This is a genomic window from Variovorax sp. 10N432, assembly GCF_056394465.1.
Genome location: NZ_JBFTHX010000037.1, coordinates 1 through 15,810 on the forward strand (window position 1 = coordinate 1; position 15,810 = coordinate 15,810).

The 15,810-nt window shown below is 62.0% G+C and carries 17 protein-coding genes and 4 pseudogenes; 15 read left to right on the forward strand and 6 right to left on the reverse strand.

Translation table 11 applies throughout. The features are described 5' to 3' along the window. A pseudogene (locus tag AC1DF3_RS29265) lies at nt 1-370 on the forward strand (Tn3 family transposase); the annotation flags it as partial. Nucleotides 371-383: 13 nt separating this feature from the next. Here the strand turns inward: AC1DF3_RS29265 and AC1DF3_RS29270 are convergent. Beyond that, nucleotides 384-1,569: pseudogene (locus tag AC1DF3_RS29270) on the reverse strand (IS3 family transposase). Nucleotides 1,570-1,645: 76 nt separating this feature from the next. Between AC1DF3_RS29270 and AC1DF3_RS29275 the strand changes: the two are divergent. From AC1DF3_RS29275 to AC1DF3_RS29290, 4 genes and pseudogenes are all read left to right on the forward strand, one after another. Then, nucleotides 1,646-1,768, forward strand: a pseudogene (locus AC1DF3_RS29275) (transposase domain-containing protein); the annotation flags it as partial. A 58-nt stretch (nt 1,769-1,826) separates the two neighbouring features. After that, the gene (locus AC1DF3_RS29280; RefSeq protein WP_478141717.1) at nt 1,827-2,273 is read left to right on the forward strand and encodes a hypothetical protein; all 447 of its coding nucleotides are present in this window, start codon (nt 1,827-1,829) and stop codon (nt 2,271-2,273) included. A gap of 323 nt (nt 2,274-2,596) precedes the next feature. Continuing rightward, complete coding sequence (locus tag AC1DF3_RS29285; RefSeq protein WP_478141718.1) at nt 2,597-4,612, forward strand: hypothetical protein; 2,016 nt, start codon at nt 2,597-2,599, stop codon at nt 4,610-4,612. A 139-nt stretch (nt 4,613-4,751) separates the two neighbouring features. After that, nucleotides 4,752-5,243, forward strand: a complete 492-nt coding sequence (locus tag AC1DF3_RS29290) for a hypothetical protein (RefSeq protein WP_478141719.1) — start codon at nt 4,752-4,754, stop codon at nt 5,241-5,243. Between the two features lie 311 nt (nt 5,244-5,554). Here the strand turns inward: AC1DF3_RS29290 and AC1DF3_RS29295 are convergent, their stop codons facing one another. Next, nucleotides 5,555-5,857 carry a hypothetical protein gene (locus AC1DF3_RS29295; protein ID WP_478141720.1) on the reverse strand — a complete coding sequence of 101 codons (303 nt, stop codon included), beginning with the start codon at nt 5,855-5,857 and terminating at the stop codon, nt 5,555-5,557. Between the two features lie 424 nt (nt 5,858-6,281). Here AC1DF3_RS29295 and AC1DF3_RS29300 point away from each other — a divergent pair, with 424 nt between their 5' ends. Together AC1DF3_RS29300 and AC1DF3_RS29305 are read left to right on the forward strand one after the other, a co-directional pair. Next, entirely contained in the window at nt 6,282-7,367 is a 1,086-nt protein-coding gene (locus tag AC1DF3_RS29300) for an IS630 family transposase (protein WP_478141721.1), read from the forward strand. An 85-nt stretch (nt 7,368-7,452) separates the two neighbouring features. Continuing rightward, nucleotides 7,453-7,722: pseudogene (locus tag AC1DF3_RS29305) on the forward strand (helix-turn-helix domain-containing protein); the annotation flags it as partial. 724 nt (nt 7,723-8,446) lie between these two features. On the opposite strand, the gene AC1DF3_RS29310 reads toward AC1DF3_RS29305, so the two are convergent. Then, nucleotides 8,447-8,839, reverse strand: coding sequence for a hypothetical protein (locus AC1DF3_RS29310; protein ID WP_478141722.1), 393 nt, complete (start codon nt 8,837-8,839; stop codon nt 8,447-8,449). Nucleotides 8,840-8,935: 96 nt separating this feature from the next. Here AC1DF3_RS29310 and AC1DF3_RS29315 point away from each other — a divergent pair, with 96 nt between their 5' ends. The 7 genes from AC1DF3_RS29315 (at nt 8,936) to AC1DF3_RS29345 (ending at nt 13,357) form a co-directional block, all read left to right on the forward strand. After that, the gene (locus AC1DF3_RS29315) at nt 8,936-9,343 is read left to right on the forward strand and encodes a hypothetical protein (protein WP_478141723.1); all 408 of its coding nucleotides are present in this window, start codon (nt 8,936-8,938) and stop codon (nt 9,341-9,343) included. A gap of 3 nt (nt 9,344-9,346) precedes the next feature. Further along, the gene (locus tag AC1DF3_RS29320) at nt 9,347-9,484 is read left to right on the forward strand and encodes a hypothetical protein (protein ID WP_478141724.1); all 138 of its coding nucleotides are present in this window, start codon (nt 9,347-9,349) and stop codon (nt 9,482-9,484) included. Between the two features lie 113 nt (nt 9,485-9,597). After that, complete coding sequence (locus AC1DF3_RS29325) at nt 9,598-9,756, forward strand: hypothetical protein (RefSeq protein WP_478141725.1); 159 nt, start codon at nt 9,598-9,600, stop codon at nt 9,754-9,756. 185 nt (nt 9,757-9,941) lie between these two features. Then, the gene (locus AC1DF3_RS29330; protein WP_478141726.1) at nt 9,942-10,772 is read left to right on the forward strand and encodes a hypothetical protein; all 831 of its coding nucleotides are present in this window, start codon (nt 9,942-9,944) and stop codon (nt 10,770-10,772) included. A 790-nt stretch (nt 10,773-11,562) separates the two neighbouring features. Beyond that, a complete protein-coding gene (locus AC1DF3_RS29335; protein WP_478141727.1) occupies nt 11,563-11,997 on the forward strand; it encodes a hypothetical protein in 435 nt (144 codons plus the stop codon). Beyond that, nucleotides 11,970-12,959 carry an IS21 family transposase gene (gene istA, locus AC1DF3_RS29340; protein ID WP_478141728.1) on the forward strand — a complete coding sequence of 330 codons (990 nt, stop codon included), beginning with the start codon at nt 11,970-11,972 and terminating at the stop codon, nt 12,957-12,959. Before AC1DF3_RS29335 ends, istA begins: the two co-directional genes overlap by 28 nt. A 26-nt stretch (nt 12,960-12,985) precedes the next feature. Next, complete coding sequence (locus tag AC1DF3_RS29345) at nt 12,986-13,357, forward strand: Mu transposase domain-containing protein (RefSeq protein ID WP_478141781.1); 372 nt, start codon at nt 12,986-12,988, stop codon at nt 13,355-13,357. A 64-nt stretch (nt 13,358-13,421) separates the two neighbouring features. Here the strand turns inward: AC1DF3_RS29345 and AC1DF3_RS29350 are convergent, their stop codons facing one another. The 3 genes from AC1DF3_RS29350 to AC1DF3_RS29360 form a co-directional block, all read right to left on the reverse strand. Next, nucleotides 13,422-14,261 (reverse strand): cytochrome d ubiquinol oxidase subunit II, encoded by an 840-nt coding sequence (locus AC1DF3_RS29350; protein WP_478141729.1) that lies wholly within the window; start codon nt 14,259-14,261, stop codon nt 13,422-13,424. A 73-nt stretch (nt 14,262-14,334) separates the two neighbouring features. After that, a complete protein-coding gene (locus AC1DF3_RS29355; protein ID WP_478141730.1) occupies nt 14,335-14,529 on the reverse strand; it encodes a hypothetical protein in 195 nt (64 codons plus the stop codon). Continuing rightward, entirely contained in the window at nt 14,526-14,744 is a 219-nt protein-coding gene (locus AC1DF3_RS29360; protein ID WP_478141731.1) for a hypothetical protein, read from the reverse strand. The genes AC1DF3_RS29355 and AC1DF3_RS29360 overlap by 4 nt, the downstream gene beginning before the upstream one ends. 880 nt (nt 14,745-15,624) lie before the next feature. On the opposite strand from AC1DF3_RS29360, the gene AC1DF3_RS29365 reads away from it, so the two are divergent. Further along, nucleotides 15,625-15,774: a hypothetical protein gene (locus AC1DF3_RS29365; RefSeq protein WP_478141732.1), complete on the forward strand. Its 150-nt coding sequence runs from the start codon at nt 15,625-15,627 to the stop codon at nt 15,772-15,774. Nucleotides 15,775-15,810: the final 36 nt, after the last annotated feature.

The following is a 15,810-nucleotide window of genomic DNA, read 5'->3' on the forward strand; positions in this document are numbered from 1 at the left end:
CAGGACCGATGGGGAATCTTCCACGCGCAGCCGATCGTGCTCAATGAGCGGCAGGCGGGCGCTGCCATCGAGGGTGTCATTCGACAGGAACGGATCGAGACGTCTCAGCTCGCTGTCGACACGCACGGTTTCACCGACTTCGCGATGGCGCTGTCCCGACTTCTGGGCTTCGACCTGTGTCCAAGGCTCAGGGAAATCAAGCAACGGCATCTCTTCGTCCCGCGGGGTACGAAGGTTCCGCGCGAGATTGCCGCCGTGTGTCAGGCCAGTGTGGACACCACGCTCATTGAAGCCCATTGGGACAGCCTGGTGCACCTGGCCGCCTCGGTGATGCATGGGCCATGCCAGCGCAGTGACCCTGCCTCGTTTCCACGTACAGCAAGTCATGCAGCCAAGAGGCTGCGCTCCATTGTGACCGGGGCGAGGTATCCGATGGCCGTGTGCATGCGCACGCGGTTGTAGAAGCCCTCGATCCAGTCCACGATGTCCAGGCGAGCCTGCGCCCGAGTGTCGTAGCGTACCTGGTAGATCCTCTCGACTTTCAAAGTCTTGAAGAAGCTCTCCACGGCCGCGTTGTCCCAGCAGTCCGCCTTCCTACTCATCGACATCGTGATGGCGAAGTCCGCCGCCAGGCGGCGGTACTCGTGGCTTGCATATTGACTTCCACGATCTGTATGTACAAGCAGTCCTGGGACGGGCTGTCGCTGCCAGTAGGCCGATTTCAGTGCCGCACAGACCAGCTTCGCATTGATTACATCGGACATCGACCAGCCCACGATCCGGCGGCTCGCCAGGTCCATCACCACGGCCAGGTACAGCCAGCCCTCGTCGGTTGCAACATACGTGATGTCGGCCACCCAGGCCCGGTTGGGATGCCAGCCATCGAAGCGACGATCCAGGAGGTTGGGTGCCACCGGCAAGCGATGCATCGAGTCGGTGGTGGCCACCCAAGGCCGCCGATACACCGGACGCAGCCCTTGACGCTTGAGGCTTCGGCGCACCCGCTCAGTGCTCACGAGCTCGCCCTGCTGGCGGAGTTGCTGCGTGATGCGCGGTCGACCATAACTACCTCGACTGTCGCGGTGTACGGCCTGCACCTTGACATCCAGATCCTTGTTTGCCAGGGCCCGCGTGCTGGGCGCTCGCACGCGCCATTGGCAGTACCCCGTGCGGGACACCGACAGAACCCGGCACAGCCGGCTGACGGTGGATTCGTCGCGATGATTCTCGATCCAGGCGTACTTCATCGCGACCCCTTGGCAAAGTACGCCGTCGCTTTTCGAAGGATTTCCACATCCAGCTTCGCATCAGCGAGTTCCTTGCGAAGTCGGCTGTTCTCCGCTTCCAATTCCGTCACCGGCCGACGAAGCGGCTGCGCTGTGGCCGTATCGTCTCTGGCGCCGATCCCGCGTCCACTGGCCTGCGCTTGCGCGACCAGTTGCTCAACGTCGCTGAGGGAATCCCAAGCCTCCGCGCAGCCTCATGGCCGCCCACCGAATCCGACAGCCTGATGGCCTCGATTTTGAACTCGTCCGTGTACTGCCGCTTCGGCAATTTGCCATCTCTCATTTCATTTTCTCCGTACTCCAGAAGTTACCAACTTCTTGCTGTACGTGAAATCGAGGCAGGGTCAATGAGCCTCGTGCAGTCGGCCAAGCTCAACGGCCTGGATCCATGGGCGTATCTGCGCGACTTGTTGGCACGCATCCACTCGCATCCGAGCCACCGGCTCGATGAACTGCTGCCGCATCGCTGGCAGCCGAGCTGACGCAGATGGGAGTGATCACCCAGGCCGTGATGGCCAGGCGGACATCGACGTCCGCGGCATGGACCAGGCGCAGAAGGTGCGCTTGGCCGACGAGATCTTTGCGCAGCAGCCCAACCTACTCGCCTCGATCCTTGCGCTGCCTCGCATGGGGGTCGGCGTGGTGCAACTGGAGGTGCCGCTGCACATCCTGTTGGTGACGTTCCAGGCGATGAAGCGCAGCGGCCACGTGTGGCCACTGGTCACGGAGGATGTGCAGGAGAGGTGCATGCAGCGCTTGACGGCCCGGGCGCGCTTCAACGAAGGATTGCCAGCAGACTTGGCGGACCAGGTCGTGCAACAGTTCTGCGAGGAGCACCCCGAGCGCTACTTGCTCGCGTTCGTCTACGGACACCTCGGCGACCACGACTTGCTGCGTGTGCGCACCGATGCCGAGAAGTACCTGCTGCTGGCCGCGCTCAACCTCGCGGAGTGCGTCGCGTTGGTGGGATCCTCGACCGCTTCCTGAGGATCACGGGCCCCGCCCCGAATCAAGGTGGAACGGCTGGACGCTCACACCGTATCAATCTGCACCGAAGATACGATCACCCCGTGACGGGGAACGTGAACTACTGGAGCATGGCCGAGGCGAAGCGCGACCTGCTCGCGCTGACTCGCCATGAGGTTGCGCGTCGGGGTGGCAATGCCTACGTGCCGGCGGCGACGATCACAGACCGGGGGTTTAGCCCTGCGTCCGCCCAGGCGGATGCGTACTCATGCCCGTAGACGTCGTCCAGGCGGACAACATGGTCGGTCACCAGTTGGCGTAATTGCTCTAGTTCGCAAGGAGTTATGACCAACGTGATATGGCGCATGCCCAACGCTGCTCGGACAATCGCTCGCCAGACCTCGCACTACAAAACAACACAAGATGCGGTCAAGCGTTTGTTCGACTCAGTCATTGAGGGGGTGATCATGGTGTCTTGCACCGTTCGCGCCGCAGCGCTCTGCACAGCCGTGTGTGCCCAACTGGCCTTGGCCCAGCCTAAATTGTCTTGGGAAGTCTCCAACCGATTTCCGGTCATGAACCAAGGCGAATTCAAGAAGATCGAGAACCTGTGGAGCGACGGAGGCCACACTTCGATGGTGAGCTTCATCAACTCAAGGCTCGAGGGCAAGCGAAGCGGCGTGCTCCCCAACACGGAGTTTGTCCTCACTGATCCAGTTCTGAGCAAGGTCGAGACCGATTCTGCGTTCAAGGGTGGTGAGCCGGCGCGGGTGGTGGCCAAGCTCGACGGTGCTAAGGGTCCTTGCGCATGGTCATCTTCCTTGCCGATCGCGCCAGACGGCAACGCCTGCGAGCTCAAACTTTTGGCGCCCTATGGCGTCAAGCACTCTCTGGAGGTCACTAGCGCCGGACAGACGTTCCGCACAGACGTCTTTGTCCACGACATCGTGATCGTTTCCATGGGTGATTCCTATTCATCGGGCGAAGGAAGCCCTGATCGTCCGGCGTTGTATCGAGCAGTCCAAACTCCGGAATGGAACGACTGGTTCGCCAGAGGCGAAAAGGGTCCGATCGAGCTGCCTGTATGGTGGTATAGCCCTTGCCACCGCTCAATGCTGTCATGGCCGGTATTGTCGGCACTGAGGGTGGCGCTTACCAGCACGAACTCGACGGTTCGGTTGGTCGATGTATCGTGCTCTGGCGCGGAATTTTTGGATGGGATTTTCTATTCGCAAAGTCGCGGCGTGATTCGCGCTGACAGCGCAGCCAAACAGTTCTCGCGCGACGGGTTGCCGCCGTACGCGCAGAACACAGGTGGCCAGACGTACTTCAAGAGGAGTCAGGTCAATGAAGTGCGCGACATCCTGTGCGAGCCGCGCACGCCAGCGCAAGTTTCGATGGCCGCTGAAGGCTTGCCAAGCGGCATCCAAGCAAGCTGGCGCCCGTGCGTATCTCCTCGATGGAGACCAGATGCGCTCGTTATAACCGGCGGCGGAAATGATGCCAAGTTCGGGCCGGCCGTGATGGGCGCCATGGTGCCCAATAAAACGGTTCGGCCAAACCCCCTGAGCATCACGGCGCTGGCGGTGGTCAGGAGCAAGATCGGATCAATCACGATGACTGAACTCGCCAAGGGAGCCAAAGCATTGGAGCCCGCTTACAAAGACTTCCTGACGGCGGCCGCCAATGGAGCGCTCGTGACGACCGACAAAACAATCTTGATGAGGTACCCAAATCCTATTGGCGGGCGCGACAGCGTCACGGGTCTGCCGCTCAACTGCGTGAGCAATGGCCAGCCGGACAGGATTCAGACCTCGTTCATGGCGTTTGGACCCACAGCCAGGGCGCTGGCCAGTGGCGTGCCGCTGTCGCGCAAGATCAACTGGGTCGTTGAACTGTCCCTCGATGAGGTGAACGACTTCGTCGGTGGCGCATACCCTGCTGTTTTGGCGATGCAGAGCAATGTGCCAAAGGGTCTCACGTCAGTCGACTGGGAGGAAGCCAACCCGCAGCTATTCGCGAATCGCTACTTGTGCTCCCCGGTCGCAGGCGGGATCGAGCTCGAATCGACCTTTTTTTGCAACAACAACGAATGCAAGGATAGGTTTACCCGAAAGCCAAACTTGGCGGACATCCGACTGGAGGCGCCGGGGCGGCTCTTTGTCAACAGCACCAACGATGCCATCCTGGGTCAACGGACATGGCGGGGGGGACCGACGGGGGACGATCTCCTGATCGCCGTAGGAGGCACCATGCACCCCACGACGGAGGCGCATGCCTTGGGGGCGGATTCAATGTACGTTCGCCTGTGCGGCGTGCTGCGCAAGGGCAAGAATCCTGAAGCCTGCTCGGACCTGTAGTTGAGGGTGCACGAAGCGACACTGGAAGCAGTGCAGGAGGACTCAACGATCGGCTGTGAAACAAGCAAACCAGGGAACTGGCGCAGGATATCGACGACACGAACCGGACGCGCATCGCACCCCAGAAAGGAGCACTTGGATGGCAGCAACTGAAGAACCGGCGCCAGAGAAGAAGCGCCCCTACTTCGCTCCCCCAGCCCTTCCGGAGGACACAGACCTTCGCGCGAGCGCCGTATTTGCAGCCAAGGTCGCCGCCCGCGCCAAGAGCCTGGAGCTGCTGTACGACTACACGAAGTTTCACATTGGGGTTTACTTGTCGATGGGATCGGCTCTGATCGCCCTGATGGCACTCAGAAGAGGCGAACCAGGCGTCTTGATCTTTCCGGTTCACAAGCCGCTCTTGATGGCTGCTGTGGCCGCGATCGCTTTTGCCGGTTGTGCCGGCGGCGTCATCGTCAGCAGCATCACTCAATCAACCGCCGATAGCAGTCAGGATTTTCTGGACTCTCCGATCGGTCCCTGGCGATGGAAGCGGGCGCGGCTCCCGGGGCTGGTCTGGACGGAAATTGAACACTCGGCCTTCTGGATCGGGCTGGCCTTGGCGGTCTTGGCCGTGGCGTTCGGCAATTGAGGACGACTGGTTTTCGGCCTGGGATCTCTAGTGGCGCGTCAACTGTCGTTCCGCGGCCCCCAATTCGGCGTCGCACTTCACGCTCATGGTCGTGCGCAGGGCCACGGTCGGCGAGGTGCCCGCGCAACGCAAGCAAGCGCAGTTGATGTGAATCCGTACCTGCAGACCGTCGATGACTTCACAGTCCAGAGGCCGACTGACGGCTTTCCGGCATCTTCTTGAGGTAGGCGACCGGCTGCTGCGGAGCCGAATTCGGCGAACAGAGCCGTCCAACGGTCTTGGGGCGGCCCACGTCTGTTATTGCCGCGTGCTCAAACCGAGTGAAAAGCCCCCACATTCGCCGCAGGCGCCTCCTGCGCCGCCTCCAACAAGCGGATGACGCCGCGCAGCCGCTCGCACTCGCGCTCGAGCGAGGCGACCCAGGCGCGGGCATGTTGGGCTTCGTCGTAGGCCTGCGCGTGCAGGGCGGCCATGCCCCAGCGGCTCTCGAACCAGAGCGTCAAATACACCGCGCGGGGCGCGTTGCCGCTGGCCTGGTAGCGCTGCAGCGTCCTAAAGCTCACCCCCAGATGCCGAGCAATTTTTCTTCGGGGTTCGACCTGATCGTCGAGCAAGTCAGCCAGGGGCGGTAATTGGGCGAACTAGGGGGCGAGGAAGGGCATGACAGGGCTCCTTGCGAAGGTGCCAGATGAGCGAGACCCGGTGATGCCGACCTCGCGAGGCCACGACAGTTTGTCGCAGGCCCGCGCCACCCCGCGGCGCCCTCTTCTTCCCATGCCATGCGGGCTTTTTCCGTGCCATGAAGAGCGCGTAGAACTTCAATTCCCCTCTGGGGCCGCATCAACATCAACTCCGCCCTCCCCGCTCATCCGCTTTCCCCGCAGCCTTTGGCGGGGGCTCGGCAGGTTGATCAACATAATTGTCCTTCTATTGTTCCCGCGTGTGGGAGCGATTTAGTAATGTCGCGTTCTAGTGCAGTGCGCTTGAAATAGCGGAACTTAATTGATGCGGCACACTCCGACCTCGATGGAGGTCGTCATGCGCATTGCCCCAAGGATCGAACTGGATGCTGCTGTTCAACGAGAGTTGACGGCCCTGACGCGACGAGGCCGCGTCGAGGCTCGTGTGCAGCAACGCGCCAAGATCGTTTTGTTGGCGGCTGAGGGCTGGCAGAACAAGGACATCGCCGCCGAGGTCGATCTGGATCGGCGCCAGGTGGCCTTGTGGCGCCGGCGCTTCCTGGAAGGCGGGGTGGAGGCCTTGATGCACGATGCGCCGCGTCCCGGGCGTACGCCCAGCGTGACCACCCCCGAGTTTGAATCGAGCATCGTGGACAAGACGCTTCACGAAAAGCCCATCGCTGCCACGCACTGGAGCACGCGCACGCTGGCCGCGCAGCTCGGCGTGGGGCCGACGACGATTCGCCGCGTCTGGAAGCGCAACGGCCTGAAGCCGCATCGCCAGAGCAGCTTCAAGCTCTCGCGCGACCCCCGCTTCGAGGACAAGCTGCTGGATGTCGTGGGGCTGTATCTGAACCCACCCGAGCGCGCCCTGGTTCTGAGCTGCGACGAAAAGAGTCAGATCCAGGCGTTCAATCGCACCCAGCCGGGCTTGCCGATGAAGAAAGGCCGCGCCGGCACCGTTACGCACGACTACAAGCGCCATGGCACGACCACGCTGTTCGCCGCCCTGAACACCCTGGACGGCACCGTGATCTCGATGTGCCAGCAGCAGCACCGGCACGCGGAGTGGCTGCAGTTCCTGCGACTGATCCAGCGCAAGACGCCCAAGCACCTGCAGCTGCATCTGATCGTGGACAACTACGGCACGCACACCCACCCCGACGTGCAGGCCTGGCTGGCCAGGCACCCGCGGTTCGTCATGCACTTCACGCCCACCAGCGCCTCCTGGCTGAACATGGTCGAGCGCTTCTTCCGCGACATCTCCGAGAACCGCATCCGGCGCGACAGCTTCACCAGCGTGCCCGAACTGGAACTGGCGATCGATCTGTACGTGGCCCACCATAACGCCAATCCCAAACCCTTCATCTGGACCGCGAGCGCCACCGACATCCTGGCCAAAGTGACGCGAGCCAAGGCTGCGCTGGCAAGGAGTACAAGATAAGTACATATCTAAGTGGCGCACTACACTAGCCGATTTCAAATGTCGCAAAGTCGCCCGACCCAGGTTCTGGGCTTGGGGTCCGACCATGGCGACATCAACGGCGACGATCACGATGACGATGCGCGAAGCAGATCGGCTCAAGACGATCCAAGCCGTGGTGGATCGGATGCTGCGAGTTGGCCAGGCCGCGCAGCGGCTGGGAATCAGCCGACGACAGGTAGAGCGGATCGTTCGACGGTACGCGGCTGAAGGTGCTTCCGGCCTAGTGTCGCGCAAGCGCGGTCGCCCCAGCAATCACCAGTTGACGCCCGGAACTGCAGAGCGCGCGATCGCGTTGATCCGGGAGCGCTACGCGGGCTGCCCCAACGACTCCCTACACCTCGAGACTTCCAAGGAAGCGGCGCGAGGCGCCCTGGGGTGACCTGTCCTCCCCACTTCTGGGGAGGAACCGGTCTGATCTACGTCAACAAAATCACATACCTTGCAACTCGGTAGAGCCGCTGACCTGCTACGCGGCCCTACTCGCCCATGGGACCGAGATCGACGCCAAGGGCATTGCCGCATCATCCCGAGTCTGAAGGTCAGCCAAGTCTCGGCAGCGATGCGATCTCGGGAGGCGCCTGGGCGACTTCGCAGGGCCAACGTTGGACCCGTGCCCGCGCGTTCAGGTGTGAGGGACGGCTGAAAAATCAGCCGTCCCTGCGTTCGGCGGTCGTCCAATGAACGACACCCCCTCGGGCACTATCTGCGCACGTAGCTCTTGCTCCCGCTTTCGCTTAGACAGTACTGGCCGCCGCGGGGTCCGGTGCAGATGCGTCCCGAGCGGCATGAGCAATCGCGCGAGCCTGCGGAACTCGGCGGCGCGAGCAAGCTGCGCGCAGCCGATCCGCCCTGCGGCCCGGTGCAGACCTTCTTCGAACCACTGATCGAGCCGTCGTTGCAGACGAAGTGCTCGCCGGCGCAGTGGGCAACGCCGCCCTTGCTTCCGGAGCAAGGATAGTTTGCAGCCGTCGCCGCGGCAGCCCAAAAAAGGACACCAACAAGGGCCGCAGCCTGCCCCCAACGCCGGCTTCGTGAAGTCACCTGACTTGGCGGCTCAGACGCTTTGCCGTGACGATTAGCCAGAGTCCCAACATCGCAGCTACCGCGCAACGCGCGAAGCCCAACGCGCTCTCAGGGATCCACCACGTCGGAATGGCCGGGTACAAGTCAGCTAGGGCGGCCGGGGACTTGCCGGCGGCCTTGCTTCCGAAGGTTGCAGACAGATCGGTCACGCGAGGGGCCACTTGGCCATACAGCCCGGCCACCGCCACTATCCAGCCCGCGTTGAAAAAAGCTCTGCTCCAACCGGCGACTGCCCTTGGTTTCTCGATCATCAGCGTCCACACCCATTCCATTGCTGGCTCTCCTTTTCCCGATCGTACCGGCAATCCGAAGCTCCAATAGGAGATATGGACTGTGATCGAATTCACGGGCCGCTATTAAAGCGCTGCGCCGCACCACAGCTGGCCACGACCCGTGTTGAGCATAGTCCATAATCCGAATGTTGTAACTGTACGCAACTCATCATGAAAGCAACTGTTGGCGCACTCGCGCTTCTACTTGCGGCCGTCGCCGCTCATGCGCAGGAGGGTTGGATAAGTGTTGCCACGTCACAAAACGGCGAGACATCATACGATGCGCGGAAGGGCACATTTGAAGTCCGCCTCAATCAATCGAACGAGGAGATTGCGGTAATAACCGGAAAATCAGTTCGCGGAAAGGCTAATCCGGAGATCAATCTTGAAAAATGGTATGTCAGGACGAAGGACTGCGCAGCAAAGCAAGGCAAAGTCGTTACTCTGACCATGGATGGTCAATTCAAATTCGACAATGATTTCATTTTCGATGCCGGTAGCATGGCAAGCGGCAAAGCAGAATTTATTTGTGAAGTTTTGGACCATTTCAATGCAGAAAGACGAAAGAAGAGTCTCTGACAATTGAACCGTTTCGGCCGCGTCGCCGACAACCATCCGTTGATGAACCGGATGCACCCTGACCCGAAGCTGCCGGCCGACCAGCAGGACCAGCAGGACCAGCGGTCAGCAATCGCGATCGAGCGTGGCGACGTCGACTAGTGGCTGGCCGGCACCACGGGCGAGGCAAGGAGGCTGATGCGCTTGGCGCCGGTTGAGGTGTTCGACGCTGGGCCGCCCATGGTGCCGGGCTCATGCAGTCTGCGGGCCACGCCATGACGAACGGACTGCTATCGGGCCCCCTCCGCTACAGCTGGCGATTGCGTTGGTGGCTGCTTTCGAAGAGCGGCGACATCGAAGTGCTCGCGCCGAAGACGCTATGGCAGGAGATCGCCGGGCTGCTATCCAGTGCCGCGGCACGCTTTGCCGCATGATCGGCATGGCCAAGTGCGTTGGCGGGCTCGATCGGAAGCAGGTGCATTTGCTTCGGTTCCCGCCATTCCGGCCGGGCGCTCGCAGCAGATTGTCTTGGGGAACATGGCGCTCGTGATGAAGTACCTCCCAAAACCCACTGCTTAACGGCGTGCCCACAACGATCTCCCGTCCCAGAGAACGAACAATGCCCAACAAGCAAAGTGCGCTCCTTTTAGTGCTGACCGCAATGATTCTCGTGTTCAGTTGGCTGCCACATACCTCCACGTCCGCGGAAAGCGATGTCAAGAAGGGCCTGACGCGTTCCTTGACTGCGTTCGGGGTTGCGCGCACGCTGGGCGCTGGCGTTTCACTAGTGCAGAGCCTTCAAGTGAGCGGATCATTTGTCATTGCGTCCGGAAGTGTCGGCGTCGGTGAGGTGCTGCAACCGCTCAACGAGCTCATCGACCAGTTCGCGAAGGTGATGTTGGCGGCAAGTGTCTCGTTCGGCATCCAGCTTGTCTTGCTGAAGATTGGTGCCCATTGGGTGGTGTCGTCTCTTGTCAGCATCGCCGTGCTCTACACGGCTTACCGGTACTGGAATGGAGCGGCTCCCCCGAATCGCGCGCTGCAAGGAGCGCTCATGCTGCTCCTGATGGTTCGTTTCGCTGTGCCCGTTGCCGCGATTGGCAGCGAAGTAGTCTATGCGACGTTCATGGCGCGGGGCGACTCCACCGAGCTGACTGAGATGCAGAAGGCCTCCCCCTCGTTTTTTGGCGACCTGTCCTCGGAGGCATCCGGCGAACCTGCCCCCAGCAAGAAGGGGGCGCTTGCGAGCATAGCTGGCGCCAAGGACGCGATCCGAAATGCCGCGTCGAGTTGGACCGGCAGCATCGTGCACCTGATCGCGAGCTTCCTGCTGCAGACCGTCCTTCTGCCGCTGGCATTCCTGTTTGTGGTCTGGCGAAGCTCGCGTCTCGCGCTGAACTGGCTGGCGCACGTACCGACAAGGGTACGGATCTCTCCCGGCCCGAACTGAGCCGTGGGGAACACAAGGCCGCGCGGGCCAAGGCCAGAGGGGTCCTGCGGCGGTGATGGCGTGACGGGCGCGCGGTCCAACGCAACTCGTTGATTTCATTGAGATTTCTCCGAAGTTCCGGATTCAGATGTGATAACGGGCGCGCCGCCCAATGGGTAGCCCCGCCGCATCGAATCTGGATCTCAACTTTGACGGTTTTCCGAGGAGCCAAGTGGCAGCGACGGGTGCTACGTCCCATCCCTCACATCCCTCACATCCCTCACATCCCTCACATCCCTCACATCCCTCCGCCCTGCGTGCTTCAAACCAAGTAGTAGGCCGGTGCGTTGGCCGCGGGTTGGACTTGGGCGTTTTCGTACGCACGGATGACGTCGCGCAGCCGTTCGCACTCGCGCTCCTCCGGCTTGCCGATGGGGGACGACTGGCTTCGTCGGATCGGACCCGCACACTTCTCGCACGTCAACTTCCGCGGAAAGTACCAGTTCAACCTCGCGAAATATCGCGTCATCTGTTAGTCGAGCGTCGCGCGGATAAGGCCACACTCTGAACCCTCCCCTGGCTCGCGCAGTGGCGTGACCTCACATATGCCAGGCCCGGGGCCGAAGCGGAACTTCCATCCGAGCATCCCAGCGTCGCGCTCCCGCGGTGCTCGTGAGCGACCGTGTCAATTTGTCGAGTAAATACGATTACCCCTACTGGGCGGCCTGGTTCGGCGCGCGCTACGGCCGCCAGATGGCTGCCGGTCCCCGTGCCCGTCGTGGTGCAATTCAGTGTCGACCATGCGCAGCGCTTGACCAAGGCAGGCCTCGAGCAACAGCTGCCGCCCGAGATCGACCAGGCGCTGGTGGAAGCCGGGTTCAAGGGAAAGCCCGGCGCGCCGGCGTTGAACACCCTTATGCACCCGGCCCCGGTGCTCTCGATGGCGCACCACGTCTCCAAGCAGCCCAATCCGTGCGTCGACCCAGCGGTGAAGGCGCTGCTGAGCAAGACCCGAAGGGCCTATGCGAAGCGCAACGCCCTGTCCCACAAGCAGCGTGCACTGACCAAGGATCCCCTGGAGGCGGTTCTGCAGACCCTGCGACGACTCGCTCAGGGGCACGCACGACCGCGCCCTGCTCCTGTTTGTCAGTGGTCTTCCAATAATCCCCATCTGTGGTCGTCGAATTTTCCTCACCCATCAACTCCAAGGAGCAAACGATGGAAGTGGAAGTACGAAACTCGGTGATCTCGCATGATGGTTGCGCTGCCCAGGGCCCGAGGGCCCTGGGCAGCGCGGCGGCTACCGTGCCCGTGTTCATTCAGGACACGGAGGCGCCGGTGCTTGGTCAGCAACAATGGGAAGCAGTTCACGAGCGGCGTGCCGCCGGCTACAACCTCTCGGCGATCGCCCGCGATCTGCAACTGGATCGCAAGACAGTACGAAGTTGTCTACAGCAGGAGTCGTGGCAGCCGTATCAGCGTGCGGCAGCAGCCAGCCTCCTGGATCCGCATCGCGCTTGGCTGGCAGAACGTGCTGTGGAGGTGAACTACTCCGCACGCATTCTTTGGCAGGAGTTGCGGGCGCAACGCGGCTTTGCCGGCAGCTACGTGATCGTGCGGCGCGCGGTGGTGCCACTGCGACTGGCCGCATCGACTGCGGCGCTGACACAGCGGCGCTTCGAGACGGGCCCGGGCGAGCAGGCACAGTGCGACTGGGGACAGATCACCGTCTCACTGGGTGGAGTTCGCACGGAAGTCCACATCTTCGTGATGACGCTGGGCTACAGCCGCCGAGGCTTCGCGCTGGGCTTCCTGCGTGAGCGCATGCCTGACCTGCTGGCCGCACATGAGGCCGCCTTCGCTCACTTCGGTGGTCGTTGCGAATTCCTGCTGTATGACCGCATGCGCACCGTCGTGCTCGGCACTCATCAAGGTCGCCCGCGCCTGAACCCGACGTTTTCCAGCTTCGCCGGCCACTGGGGCTTTACTCCGCGGCTTTGCCAACCCTACCGAGCCCAGACCAAGGGCAAGGTCGAGTCCGGGGTGAAGTACGTCAAGCGCAACTTCGTGCCCGGGCGTACGTTTCTCGATCTCGAGGACTTCAATGACCAGTTGGCCGCCTGGCAAACCGATGTGGCCGATGTGCGCATCCACGGCACAACGCATCAGCGCCCCATGATCGCTTCGCCGAGGAAGCACGTGCCCTGACACCGACAGCGGGACACCCGAGCTTCCTGCAGGCCATGGTGCGCGAGCGCAGGGTGGCCGAGGACTGGCTGGTGTCCATCGACGGCAATCGCTACTCGGTGCCGTTCGTACTGATCGGCAAATCCGTGCAGGTCGTGCGCCAAGGCGGCGCTTGGGTCATTCGCCATCTTGGCGCCGTTGTGGCCGAGCATCCAGTTCTGGCCGGCCGCGGGCAGTTGAGCGTTCAGCCCGCCCACGGGCCCGGCGCGGTGGCGCGCAATGCTCGACAGCGATTCTCAGCGCCCAGGACAGCCCTCACGACCTCCAGGCCCCAGGATCTGTCGCGCGACGTCGAGGTGCGTGACCCGGCGATCTACGAGCAGCTGTTCGCCGCTCCCCTCGTGGAGGCCGCCACATGAGCAGGAATACATCTAAGACCACTTCGGTGGCTGTCGGCGCCGCAGCGGCAATGACCACGCCGGTTCAACTGGAACGCCTGGGCGAACACCTCAAGAAGTTGCGGCTGCTCAAGAGCAGCGAGCGTCTCGAAGCGCTGCTGCAGGACGCGGCCGCCCATGAGTTGCCGTATGCCGAATTCCTTGAACAGGTGTTGGGCGAGGAAGTGGCCGCCAAGACGGTGATCGAAGGTGGAATCACGTTGGGCCACAGGCTGATGCCCAGTCCGCTGTACCCGAGGAACACCAAGGCGAGCGTGAGAACGAACGGCGTGGCGTGCCTGGCCTCGTTGTTCAACGCACGGTGCAGGAGCCACGTCGCACCGAGCACCAGCAGAGGGACAGGCGCCAGCAGGAAGATGTTCGGCATGGTGAACCACCGCTCGGCGATGGCGGCGTGTGACAGCGGCGTCCAGACGCTAATGATGGCAATCACACCCAGCAGTGCGAGCGAAAGACGCTTGGCCGCCCGGCGCATGCGGCCCTGTATCGCACCCTCCGTCTTCATGACCAGCCACGAACTGCCCAGCAGGCAGTAGGCCACCACCAACCCGAGGCCGACGAAGATTGAGAACGGACTGATCCAGTCGAAAGCGCCACCTGCGTAGTCGCCGTTCTTCATCGGGATACCGTTGAGAAATGTGCCGAGCGTGACGCCCTGGAAGAAGGTCGCGGCAAGCGAGCCGCCGGCAAACGACTTGTCCCAGACCCGGCGCTTGCCCGCCGGCACCTTGAAGCGGAACTCGAACGCCACACCTCGGAAGATGAGACCGACGAGCATCAGGATGAGAGGCAGGTAGCAGGCGCTCAGGATGACCGAATAGGCCAGCCGTCCTCTGAGGAGGCGTGTGCTACCGGCGTTGAGCACCCATCAATGGTCAAGCGATTCGAACGGCGCGACCGGGTCCGTGCCTTCGCCAAGCGGCTCGCCGATCACTCGTTCAAGGGGCGAAATCGCCGACAAAGACCGCGCTGCCGCCACCCCACGCACCCCAATCCACGTTGTTCATCTCATTGATCTGAGCCTCTCGCAGATCCTCGTTGTTCATGCGTTGTCGATACCGCATCTCCTGGTAGACAGAGTACTGTACCGAGTTGCCGATCAACACCATTCCATTCGTGGAATCGCGCATCATGTAGTAAGACCGCCCTTGTACTGGACGGGCGTCACAGAGTCTTCGGGTAGTTTGGCGTAGAGCGCCTTTTGTTCAGGCGTTGTCGGTGTGAGGATCTTGAAGCCCGCCGAGATTGCGATCTTGTCACGGTCCGGGTGGGCAGTTGCGCAGCCGGAAGCCATCACAATCAGTGCGATGGCACAGGAGCTCTTGAAGATGGATGAAACTCTGTTCATTGCTTTTCACTTGCAGTTGACGACAGGTGCTGTTGCAGCACAGCAGTCCACTCCCTGTTCGAAGCGGATCGCTTTGGGAGCTTGACCTGCAATGTATCCTTTCTGCCGACGCGCCTGACCCTGGTTCGGGGTCAATGACCTCCGGGCACCTGCAAGCCCGGCCACCCCTGAAACCGGATCGCAGGCACTAGGCCGCCATTCCAGTGCCATGAGGCGTTTCGGGACAAGTTGATGCCAGGGCATACCGATGGGCATGGGATACGCGGTCAAGATTTGGGATGCGCCGGCACCCGCAATCAAGGCCGTTTACACACGGCCTCACCCAGAACCAGCCACTCGATGCTGCCGCTCAAGTCGGTGGCCTCCGCAGCTATTTCTCGTGGCTTGGCGGCCTGAGCAGGCGCGCCAGGGAGGCCTGCGCCGGTCACGACAGTTACTATGGCGGGATGGGCGGACAGTGCCGCCCTCGTGAAACAGCCAATGGAGGTCACTTTGCGACTACTTCGACGAATCGCTGCATCTACGGGATTGGTGGAGCTCATCGGGCCTATTGATATGAAAAGAGCCGAGGAGTACGAGAACAATGGGTAGGTAGTGGTGCATCGTACCCACATGCCAGTCGGAAGAGATGTCTGCGACTATCAGACGGCCTACGCACGTATCACAGACTCTGGGCGGCGTGTTCTTACGGGGAGCGAGGCGTCGACGAAGACGCACCCCTCAGGTTGAAGCCGGTTTGCACGTCGTCCGACAGGCTTGGAGAACTCGGCTGCTCCATAGAGGGAGTTCCGCCGGCGTGACTCAGTTCGGCCAAGCGCGTTGCGATGCCTTTCGGCGCGGGACCCGACTCTGCCCCGGTCGATACCTGGCGACGCTCGAAATGAACCTTGTGCTGGGCATGCTGGGTCGGAACTTCGAGCTCCTGGAGGTCGCGGGGCCCAGTGGCGCCGTCCCTGAAGAGGTCCTGACCTTCACGATGCATCCTGGCGGCCTGCGCATGCGTCTGAAGAAGCATGTTGTCAGCGCCTGAAGTCGGTTCGGACCCAACGTCGCTGTCGTCAGGAAC